10 protein-coding genes are annotated in these 10830 nt (G+C 54.6%); 7 read left to right on the plus strand and 3 right to left on the minus strand.

The annotated features are described in order from the left end of the window. From ACETWG_13690 to ACETWG_13700, 3 genes are all read left to right on the plus strand, one after another. Positions 1-405: TRAP transporter TatT component family protein (locus ACETWG_13690; GenBank protein MFB0517634.1), on the plus strand; the 405-nt coding region annotated here is incomplete at its 5' end. Positions 406-449: 44 nt separating this feature from the next. After that, positions 450-1436, plus strand: coding sequence for a TRAP transporter substrate-binding protein DctP (dctP, locus tag ACETWG_13695; protein ID MFB0517635.1), 987 nt, complete (start codon positions 450-452; stop codon positions 1434-1436). 47 nt (positions 1437-1483) lie between these two features. After that, positions 1484-3286 (plus strand): TRAP transporter large permease subunit, encoded by a 1803-nt coding sequence (locus ACETWG_13700; protein ID MFB0517636.1) that lies wholly within the window; start codon positions 1484-1486, stop codon positions 3284-3286. A gap of 94 nt (positions 3287-3380) precedes the next feature. Here the strand turns inward: ACETWG_13700 and ACETWG_13705 are convergent, their stop codons facing one another. From ACETWG_13705 to dnaA, 3 genes are all read right to left on the minus strand, one after another. After that, entirely contained in the window at positions 3381-3911 is a 531-nt protein-coding gene (locus tag ACETWG_13705) for a hypothetical protein (protein ID MFB0517637.1), read from the minus strand. Between the two features lie 10 nt (positions 3912-3921). Continuing rightward, positions 3922-4416, minus strand: coding sequence for a hypothetical protein (locus tag ACETWG_13710; GenBank protein MFB0517638.1), 495 nt, complete (start codon positions 4414-4416; stop codon positions 3922-3924). A 518-nt stretch (positions 4417-4934) separates the two neighbouring features. Beyond that, positions 4935-6284, minus strand: a complete 1350-nt coding sequence (dnaA, locus tag ACETWG_13715) for a chromosomal replication initiator protein DnaA (GenBank protein MFB0517639.1) — start codon at positions 6282-6284, stop codon at positions 4935-4937. Positions 6285-6721: 437 nt separating this feature from the next. Here dnaA and ACETWG_13720 point away from each other — a divergent pair, with 437 nt between their 5' ends. The 4 genes from ACETWG_13720 (at position 6722) to nuoF (ending at position 10705) form a co-directional block, all read left to right on the plus strand. Beyond that, positions 6722-7951, plus strand: a complete 1230-nt coding sequence (locus tag ACETWG_13720) for a DegT/DnrJ/EryC1/StrS family aminotransferase (GenBank protein ID MFB0517640.1) — start codon at positions 6722-6724, stop codon at positions 7949-7951. Positions 7952-8127: 176 nt separating this feature from the next. Next, positions 8128-8412: a hypothetical protein gene (locus ACETWG_13725; protein MFB0517641.1), complete on the plus strand. Its 285-nt coding sequence runs from the start codon at positions 8128-8130 to the stop codon at positions 8410-8412. After that, positions 8394-8861, plus strand: a complete 468-nt coding sequence (gene nuoE / locus ACETWG_13730; protein MFB0517642.1) for an NADH-quinone oxidoreductase subunit NuoE — start codon at positions 8394-8396, stop codon at positions 8859-8861. Before ACETWG_13725 ends, nuoE begins: the two co-directional genes overlap by 19 nt. Then, positions 8858-10705, plus strand: a complete 1848-nt coding sequence (gene nuoF, locus ACETWG_13735; protein ID MFB0517643.1) for an NADH-quinone oxidoreductase subunit NuoF — start codon at positions 8858-8860, stop codon at positions 10703-10705. Before nuoE ends, nuoF begins: the two co-directional genes overlap by 4 nt. Positions 10706-10830 lie beyond the last annotated feature (125 nt).

Genomic DNA, 10830 nt, shown 5'->3' on the forward strand with positions numbered 1-10830 from the left:
CTGGGTTCAGCCATCGGCCTGTCCAAGGACAAGCCGGAAATGCTCATCCGCCTGCCCCAGGTGGGAGCATTAGCCCACCGCGTGACCGAGCTGCAGCCGGACTATTTAGAAGGCGCCGCTTACGAGCTGCTCATGGTCTACGAGGCGAGCCGCCCGGCCATGATGGGTGGATCACTGGCCCTGGCCAAGCACTACTATGAGCAGGCGCTGTCCTACTCCCAGGGCAAGAGCGCCAGCCTATTCGTTAGCTATGGCGAGCATATCTGCGTGCAAGAGCAGGACCGGGAGCAATTCAAAGCCATGATGAACCGGGCTCTGGCGGTTAAGGCCGGCGGTATCACCAACCGCCTAGCCAAGCGCCGAGCCAGGTGGCTCCTCAAGCGGATCGATGACCTTTTTCTGTAGGACGCGTAATCATTTATAAGAGTTGGTGGGCATTGCTCTTGGCGGTGGGTTCCCTGACGGGAGCCTGGCTGCAGGCCGGCACCGGGCCAATAAATATCAAAATAGCTTCCCTAGCGCCGGAGGGCTCGCCCTGGCATCAGGTGCTCCAGGAAATTGCCCAGGACTGGCGAGATATCTCGAATGGACAAGTGCGACTGCAGATCTATCCCGGAGGCGTATTAGGTGATGAGAGCGACATGGTGCGTAAAATGCGCCTTAATCAGGTGCACGCCGCCGCCCTCACAGCCGAAGGGCTCAGTTACATTGACAGGGGGATTTACGGGCTATCGCTGCCACTGCTGGTAAATGACTACGCCGAGCTGGACTGGCTCCGGGCCCAGGTGGAGCCGGAGCTGCGACGCCGATACCAGGAAAAGGGAGTTATCGTGCTCGCATGGGCCGATGTAGGCTGGGTCTACTGGTTCACCCGTCAGCCGGTAAGAACGCCGGATGACCTGCGACAATTGCGCCTATTCACCTGGGCCGGCGATCCCCACTCACCGCGATTATGGAAAACGGCCGGGTTCCAGGCAGTATCGCTCTCAGCCGTAGACGTCCTGCCGGGACTACAGACGGGGCTTATTGATGCCATCGACAGCTCTCCCCTGACGGTGGCCTCTTTCCAATGGTTCGGGATCACCAAGTATATGACCAACTTACGCTGGGCCGCCATGACCGGTGGCCTGATCATCAATCAAACGGCCTGGGATCGCATCCCTAATGGTCTACGACCGGAGCTGCTCGCAGCGGTTGAAATGCGGGCGATGCGTATTAAGAACGAAATTCGCTATATGGATGATGAGGCGGTGGCATTAATGCAAGAGCACGGCCTGGAAGTGGTAGACATTACCACCGAAGAACGGTCTCAATGGCAACGTTTCTATAACCAGTACGGTCATATACTTCGGGGCACCCTGGTAGATAGCACTATGTACGATCGGGTACTGGGGCTCAAGCAGATAATGAACAGCCATAATTTCAGCCTACCATAAACCGGATCGTACTCATCATTAAATCCTCTCTCGCCACAGCTCTGTCGATGATCCGGCGCAAACTGCACGCTCTGGAGGATCTGGCTGTAATCCTTATTCTGACCATTATGGCCGTTCTGCCCATGGCCGAAGTCCTGGCCCGGGAAATTTTCAAGACCAGCATCACCGGGTCGATTGTCATGGTCCAGCACCTGACACTCTGGATCGGCTTTGTGGGTGCCATGTTGGCTTCCCGGGAGGGGCGCTTGCTGTCCCTGACCGGCGAGACCACCTGGCTGAGGGACCGGTGGGGTGAATGGGCCGGAGTCGGATCCGGAATTGCCTCAGTAGGCGTCACATTCGCTCTTCTAGTGGCCAGTTACCATCTCATGTCAGTAGAACGGGCTTTCCCGCGCAGCATCCAGGGGCCGATACAGATATGGATGGCGCAGCTGGTGATGCCGGTGGGATTTGGCATCATGGCATGGCGGCTGCTCACGCGGAGCAGTTCCCAGTGGCGTTACCGGTTGCTGGTGCTGGCAGGCGTTGCTTTGCTGGCCTACTTAGGGATTGGCAGGGAGCTGCAGGGCGGCTGGGCCGTCTACGTGGGATTCGCCGGTCTAATCGCCGCCGTCATCATGGGAGCCCCGATCTTCGTCATTCTGGGCGGTGCAGCCATTTTGCTTTTCTGGAATGAATTGGGCGTCATGGCCGCCATTCCAGCGGAGACGTATCGCATCGTGGTTCATCCCATGTTGCCAACGATTCCCCTATTCACCATGGCTGGCTACTTTTTTGCTGAAAGTGGTGCTTCAAGGCGTTTGGTGCGGGTGTTCCGGGCCTGGTTCGGCTGGATTCCCGGCGGTACACCGCTGGTATCGGTGCTGGTATGTGCTTTCTTTACCTCGTTCACCGGCGGCTCCGGTGTGACGATCCTGGCCCTGGGCGGCCTGCTGTTTCCGATGCTTATCAAAGACCTTTACAGCCGAAAATTCTCCACCGGCCTGTTGACCGCCTCCGGCTCCATAGGACTACTGTTCCCCCCCAGCCTGCCGGTCATTCTTTACGGCATCCGGGCTCAGACCCCCATCGACCGTCTTTTTCTGGCGGGCATATTGCCCGGTTTATTGCTGGTAACCATTGTTTCCACATGGGGCATCAGGCAGGGCATTCTGGGCAAAACCCAGAGGACCCGGTTCCGACTGCGGGAGGCCTGGGAATCGCTGTGGGAGGCGAAGTGGGAGGTACTCACGCCGGTCATTGTCTTAGGAGGTTTATTCGGTGGAGTGGCAACCCTGGTAGAGACAGCTGCTGTCACGGCCGTCTACGCCTTCGCGATCCAGGTCTTTGTTTACCGCGACTTGAAAATAACCAAAGATATTATCCCCACCATGGTCAATTGTGCCACCCTAGTAGGCGGGGTGCTGATTATCCTGGGAGTAGCCATGGGACTGACCAGTTATCTTGTGGATGCTCAGGTGCCCACACGAGCCCTTTACTGGGTCCAGGCCCATATCCACTCCAAGATAGTATTCCTCCTCGCCCTGAACGGTGCCCTTCTCATCGTCGGGGCGCTCATGGACATTTTTTCAGCCATCATCGTGGTGGTGCCGCTCATTGCCCCCATGGGCCAGGCCTTCGGAATCGACCCGGTGCACCTGGGAATTATCTTCCTGGTGAATCTGGAACTGGGCTACCTGACCCCTCCCATTGGGATGAACCTGTTCCTCAGCAGCTACCGCTTTGACTCAACCCTGCCCAGAGTGTACTTGTCCGTAATCCCCTACTTGATCATCCTGGCCATCGGTGTACTGGTCATCACTTACATACCGGCCATAACGCTCACTGTTCCGGCCCTGTTCGGCAAGTAGGGCCGCCTTCAGATTGCCCACGGAGAGCAAATTCCTTATCGCGCCTAAAGGTTGGAGGGATACTAACCGCTGCAGGCATAGGGCCACTCAATAATCAGAGTGGCCTGGGGATGACCAGAAAGGCCGTTACCTGCTGGTAATCTACTTCCTCCCTAAGCAGTCGTTTGGCCAGGACCAGGCCGCGATGAAAGCCATCGTAGATGTAAAACGAACCGTCGGTAGACTGCTCCCGTTCTTCTTGGGTGGAAGGCGCAATGATCAGCATGCCGAACTTATCATAATCGAAGTTCTCATCAAGGTAGAGACTTTTAACGAATAGTTCGGGATCATGCTCATCTAATGGCAGTCCCAGGTCCTGGTTAAGATCCTCAAAGGTCCAGTCACTATAGATCATGCGATTGGCGACATCTTTCAAGGTGCGCGGCTCATCCGGGGGGGTAAGGATTCTGCCGCCTTCGACCTCGGGCCAGATCAGGGCCAGGAAGCGCTCAGCATCTTGAAAGCGCACAAAGTAGATTTCCTGGGCGTCTCTAACGGCGTCATCTACGTAGGGATCCACATGGTGGAGGGAAGCGCGGGTCTTTCTGATCAGCCGGAAGGCCTCGGCCCTAGTAATAGGGCTCATGGTGGGCTTTTTAGTCAGTGGATCCCTCGCTGAAAAAATCGTCCTCCAGAGCCGCGATGAGGTTCTCCCTCAGGCGGGGGTCGGCGTTCCACCAGGGGTCTTCATCCAGAAGTGCCTCCACCGCCTTCCGGGTCTTATCGCCGAAGAAGATAGCATCCAGACGGAGAATAGTGGCATACTCTGAGCGAGATTCCATAACGGCGCACCTGGCGAGCGATTTCTCTTTCAGACTTTTGCCAATCACATCGACGATCTTGGTGGGATCCAGGCCTACTTTGGCCAGGGTGGAGAGAGTGGTCTTTTTGTCAGTTTCATCCATTTCCCTCACGACCTTGCTCCTGCTCATGAGTGCTATGGTTTTCTCCATCAGCTCGATGCGCTTATCCACCAGCTGCTGTTGCTCCTCATGCTGAAGTTTTTGCTCCCACACATCGCGCTGAACCTCGTAGGTGATCAAGGCCCCTGCTGCCGCGGCAGCAAACACCACCACCGCAGATATAATCACCAAGAACAGCTTCTGCCCCACGGCCGTGAATAGCTTGCTTATCCGCGATGGGCCTCGTTTGCCCTCCTTACCTGCAACCGGGGGCGTAGCAGGCCTGTCTGGATGTTTGGTGCTTGCTTTCGGTTGGTTTGGATTGGATTTCGGTTGTTTATTCATGACACCCTCGTCAATTACCCTCGAAGGGATAAAACATAGTAGTAAGGAATCGAATCCCTAACCTACAGCATTAATAGTGCCCAAGGGGATGGGATTCTAGCGAAATCTACCTCCAGTCGGCGGGAATAGCAATGGGGCCCTCAGCCTGGCGGGTCAGAGATGTCATTCAACAGGGAAAGGCAAACACCTCTGATATAAGGGCCGACAAACCAGGGCCATATCAGGGTCTGGCTGTGCTGTAGTGAGGATAATGAGCATCCATTTCATGAACCGGGGGCCAGTTAGCCCAGTTTACAATGTTTGGTCAGCCTTTTGCGGCGGGAAGATTTCTGCTCGATCCAAGATATGGGGTCTGGAATATTCTAATACACAACGTTGGCGAGCTCTTTACGGACGGTGTCCACGCGAGCTCTGAAGACCGGGTCAGCTTCCGTTTTATTCTCAACCGTGCGGCAGGCATGTATTACGGTGGAGTGGTCCCTACCGGCGAAATGCAACCCTATATTGACCAGCGAAGCACCGGTGAGTTCCCGGGCCAGATACATAGCTACCTGTCGCGCCAGGGCGATATCATGGGGGCGCCCCTTACCCACGAGTATGGTCTCCCGGATGTTGAACTCCTTGGATATGGCTCTAATGACCTCATCCACCGTGGTGGTTCTCGCAGCGCGCTTGCCAAGAATTTCCTGGACCACCTGCCGCGCCATATCAAGGGTAATCTCCTGGTTGCGGAGCGAACTGTATGCCAGCAGGCGGATGAGAGCCCCTTCAAGGTCGCGCACGTTGGTCTTAATACAACGGGCAATGTACTCGGTGGTGTCATAGGGGATTTCGAGCCCATCTTCCTCGGCCTTATGCATGAGTATGGCGATTCGCGTTTCCAGATCGGGGGGATGGATGTCCACGATGAGGCCGGACTGGAACCGGGAAATGAGGCGGTCTTGCAGCCCTTCCAGCTCACTAGGAGAGCGGTCCAAGGTCATCACAATCTGCTTGCCGCGCTGGTAGAGATCATTAAAAGTATGGAAAAATTGTTCTTGAGTTTGCTCCTTCTTCTGGAAGAATTGGATATCGTCTACCAGCAACATATCCACATTTCGGTAATATCTGGAGAAGGCCGTGGTTCGGTTCTTCTGAATGGCTGAAATGAAGTCCAAGGTGAACTTTTCACTGGTGACGTACACGACCCGTGTCTGGGATTCTTTAGCCAGAACATGGTTCCCCACAGCCTGGAGCAGGTGAGTTTTGCCGAGGCCCACGCCACCATAGATAACCAGGGGGTTGAACAGGTTTTTCTGTGGCCGGTCACTAATCGACAAGGCGGCCGCTTTAGCGAACTGGTTGCCGGCACCCTCAATGAAGTTTTCAAAGGTATAGCGGCGGTTCAGCTGGGAGAGCTTGGAAAAGCTGTTTTTAAATTCACTTCTCGTCGACAAACGGCGGGGAGACTCCTCCGCAATCGCCTCTCCCAAGACCACACTATACCGGACCTGGAAATCCCTCCCGGTGGCCTGTTTGATAGCCTCAAGGATGAGGGGCCGGTAATGCGAATCAAGCCATTCGTAGTAGAACTGGCTGGGAACCCGTAAGGTGAGATAGGATTCCTCCAGACTGGCAACTTTTAGCGGTGCGAACCAGGTCTGAAAGGTCTGGGTGGCAACGCGATTCTTGATGAGAGTAAGGCAGTCTTGCCAAATGATAGAAGTATCCACTGGCGTTCATAGATTAAGGTATGTTAATGTGAAAGCGCGTGTGGCATTGGGAGGGTTATCCACAAGTTATCCACACTTGCTGGCTACCTAATAAAGTTGGATCAGGGCACTAAGATCAGTCAAGTTAAATGTGGTGGGGTAGCGAATTTTTCTATGATTCAACGCTCCAAAGGAGGCTGCCGAATCGTACCAACCCGGCTGTCTCCAGATATGTACCGGTAGCGCCTATGGGGAATTGGGCAAATTCCTAAATAAATCGGTAAAGAATTACTTACTGCATAATAGGAGACCGGCAATCCACAAGCCAGTTCACCCCTTTTAAGAAACATTGAACGCAATACCTGAAGGCCAACGCACTCCAGAGTAGAAAAATGGGGGTAATCAGACCCTCCAGCATGTAGCTTTGGCCCCTGAAAATCAGCCTTGAACACAACCACATGACCGCGCCTTTTCAGCAGCCTGCTCTTCTTGGCGGCGAACCTACTGTAGACCGATCACGGTGGCCGTCATGGCCGCCCCGGCTACCCGGCCTAGCGGAGGCTCTCACCCACGTTGTGGATGGGGACCAGTGGGGCGTGCGATCCAAGACCATCCGCCAGTTTGAGGACACATTCGCCCAGTATCACGACGCGAAATATGCCCTAGCCATGGCTAACGGGACCTTAGCGCTGGTCGCTGCCCTGAAAGCCCTGGGCGTGGGGTCGGGGGACGAGGTCATTGTCCCGGCCTATACCTTCCTGGCATCGGCGACGGCTACTCTATTCACGGGAGCCACGCCTGTTTTTGCCGATATTGATGCCCGGACCTTCAATCTAAATCCCCGGGATGCCGCTCGCCGCATTACGCCCAGAACCAAGGCCATTATGCCGGTGCACGTCGGTGGTAATCCTGCGGACATGGACGCTATCAGCGACCTGGCTCAGAAGCACCGCCTGGCAGTCATCGAAGACGCGGCTCAGGCACACGGTGCTATTTATAACGGCACCAAGGTAGGGTCTATCGGGGACGTAGGCTGCTTTTCATTTCAATCCTCCAAGAACATAACCAGTGGTGAAGGGGGCATCCTACTGACGAATGACCAGCAGATTTACCAGCGCGCCTACGAAATCTATAACTGTGGACGAACCCTCGAGGGACCCTGGTACGAGCACGTGGCACCGGGCTTGAACCTGCGTATTTCAGCATTTCAAGCCGCCGCGCTGCTCCACCAAATGCCTTTTTTAGAAGAATGGGCCGCCACTCGTGAGGCCAATGGACGCTACCTGGAGGAACTCCTCAATACTATTCCGGGCATCACCTGCGCTCGGCGCTACCCCGGCACTATCCGGAATGCCTACCACCTGCTGATCTTCATCTACGATAGCAGCTATTTCGATAATCTGTCGAAGAGCCGCTTCCTGGAAGCCCTCAACGCCGAGGGAGTAGTGGTCACCGAAGGTTATCGGCCCCTTCATAGCCTGCCCTTCCTCAGCCCGGATACAGGCCAAGGCGCATCCGGCACTTCTGAACCGCACAGCGAGATGCCCATCACAGAAAAAGTCTGTCAAAATGGCTGTTGGCTGCGCCAATTTGAACTGCTGGCTGACCGCTCCATGATGGATGGAATTGCAGCGGCCATCCGCAAGATTCAGGCTCATGCTCACCAGCTTCATGGGATAGATAGCTAGCAGACAAAGCTCTATTGCTATCCATGCCCATTATCTAAAACAAGACTTGATGGTGCTATTTTGTTGAATCTCTCCTATTCCCCACAATAAATTTCAGACTATAAAAAGCACGTTAAAAGCCTGGCCTTAAACGCAATTAAAAGGACAGCTGTACTCAGATAAAGAATGCAGTAACTATGTATCCGATAGTTTCAGCCGAGTTCATAGCGCCGGATGTCAAGATGTTCCGCATCGAGGCCGCCTACATTGCCCGTAAACATCAGGCCGGGCAATTCGTGATTCTCCAGGTCCATCCCGATGGCGAGCATATCCCGATCACGATTGCGGAGAGCGATCCCGATAAGGGTGAGATCACCATTATTGTCCAGGGCATCGGCCGCACTACCAAAGAGCATAAGCGGCTCTGTATATACCAGAACCAGGAAAAGAGGGCACACGAGAAGTGGCAATACGAGAAATAACAAAACAAGACATCCGCGGTATATTGAAAGAACACGAACAGCACAGGGACAGCCTGATCCCGATTCTCCAGGGAATCCAGAAGAAGCTGGGTTATATATCCGAAGAGGCAGTAGAAGTTATTTCCAGCCACCTGAACATATCAGAAAATGACATATACGGCGTAGTAACGTTTTACACGCAGTTCAGATTCACGTGCCCGGGCGATCACATCTTGAAAGTATGCCAGGGAACAGCATGTCACGTCAGGGGCTGCAAACGAATCATGAACGAAGCAACCAAATACCTCGGCATCAGTCCGGGTGAGACTACGTCAGACTATAAATTCAGTCTGGACAGCGTGGCGTGCTTCGGTTCCTGCGCGCTGTCGCCCGTAGTTGTGATAGATAACACGGTTCACGGAAGAATGAGCGCACAGAAAATCAAAAGGCTTCTGAAAGCCATCGAATGAAGTTCGAAAACATACAGCAACAAGCACAGCGGGAATGGGAGGCATTTAACCGGCTGGAACGTCCACGGATATTGATAGGAGCCGTGACGTGCGGCCGCGCTGCAGGAGCGTTGAGTGTCCGTGCGGCTTTTGAAAAGGAGCTCGCTACACGTTCCATTGCGGCGGATTTCTACGAGGTAGGGTGCCTCGGAATGTGCTATGCGGAGCCGCTCGTGGAAATCGGCCTCCCCGACGGGCAGCGGGTGATGTATAATAATGTGACCGAGAAGATGGTCGCGGATCTGGTCGAAGATGTTATCGAAAACGGCAATCCGCGACCGGACCTGGCTCTCGCTACCCTCGGTGATGCTGCAATTGAAGGAATCCCCGACGTCTCCAATCTGCCAATGATGGAGGGCCAGGTACGCATTATACTGCGGAATGCGGGACTGATTGATCCCACAAACGTGCACCACTATGTGGCAAGGGGCGGATACTCCGGCCTCGCCAGGGCGCTTGGTATGATGCCGGAGGAAGTTATCAAGGAGGTAAAGAACTCCGGCCTGCGCGGACGCGGGGGTGCTGGTTTCCCAACTGGGATAAAATGGGAATTCGCCCGCAGGACACAAAATAATACAAAGTATGTTATTTGCAACGCCGATGAAGGTGACCCGGGGGCTTTCATGGACCGGGCGGTTCTCGAGAGTGATCCTCACGCAGTCCTGGAAGGTTTAACAATCGCCGCCTATGCCATTGACGCAAGTCAGGGTTTTATCTACATACGGGCCGAATACCCGCTTGCCGTCGAGAGACTCAATCTCGCCATCAGGCAGATGGAAGAACTCAAGTTTCTCGGCGAGAATATCATGGGTACCGATTTCAATTTCAGCATAAGGATAAAGGAGGGAGCCGGAGCTTTTGTCTGTGGGGAAGAGACGGCACTCATAGCGTCAATCGAGGGGCGTCGGGGCATGCCCAGCTCCAGGCCCCCCTTTCCCTCCGATTGCGGGCTCCACGGAAAACCGACCATTATCAATAATGTGGAAACCCTGGCCAACGTGTCCGAGATCCTGAACAGAGGAGCGGAATGGTTCACCCGGTACGGCACGGAAAAGAGCCGGGGGACCAAGACATTCGCCCTGGCTGGAAAAATCAACCGGACCGGCCTGATCGAAGTGCCGCTGGGCATTACCCTGAAGGATATCATATTCAATATTGGCGGCGGCATTCCGGACGGCAAGAAATTCAAGGCGGTCCAGACCGGCGGCCCTTCAGGGGGGTGTCTCCCGGAAGAACTTATCGAGCTGCCAGTGAATTACGAAGAACTTACGAAAGCCGGGTCAATCATGGGTTCCGGCGGCATGATCGTCATGGACGAGGACTCGTGCATGGTGGATATCGCCAGGTACTTCCTTGAATTCACCCACAAAGAATCGTGCGGAAAATGCACGCCGTGCAGGATGGGCTCCCAGCACCTGCTCCGCATGCTCACGGAAATCACCGAAGGCAAGGGGACACCCGGACACATAGATACTTTAGTGAAACTTGGCGAGACAGTCAAATCCGGCTCTCTATGTGGTCTTGGACAAACGGCGCCAAATCCGGTGCTTACCACGGTGCGATATTTCCGGAAGGAGTATTTATCGCATATTACGGATAGTAGGTGTCCGGCCGGCGTCTGCCAGGAACTCATTACCTATTCGATTAACGAAAATTGCACGGGCTGCCGAGTTTGTCTGCGGGCGTGCCCGGCAGATGCCATAACGGGGGAGAAAAAGGAACTCCATGTCATCGACCCAGACAAGTGCACGAGATGCGGTACCTGCATGGATGTTTGCAAGTTCGATGCGGTGGTTATTAGTTAGCCCTTATGAGATGTCCACAGCTTCGTCGAGGTCGAGCAGGGGTTTAGTGAAAATATGGCGGTGATTGAGGCTAAGCGGTGCTTAAGGTGCGATAGTGAGTGATATGAAACTGAAGATAGACGGCA

This window comes from Candidatus Neomarinimicrobiota bacterium (assembly GCA_041862535.1).
Taxonomy (GTDB): domain Bacteria; phylum Fidelibacterota; class Marinisomatia; order SCGC-AAA003-L08; family TS1B11.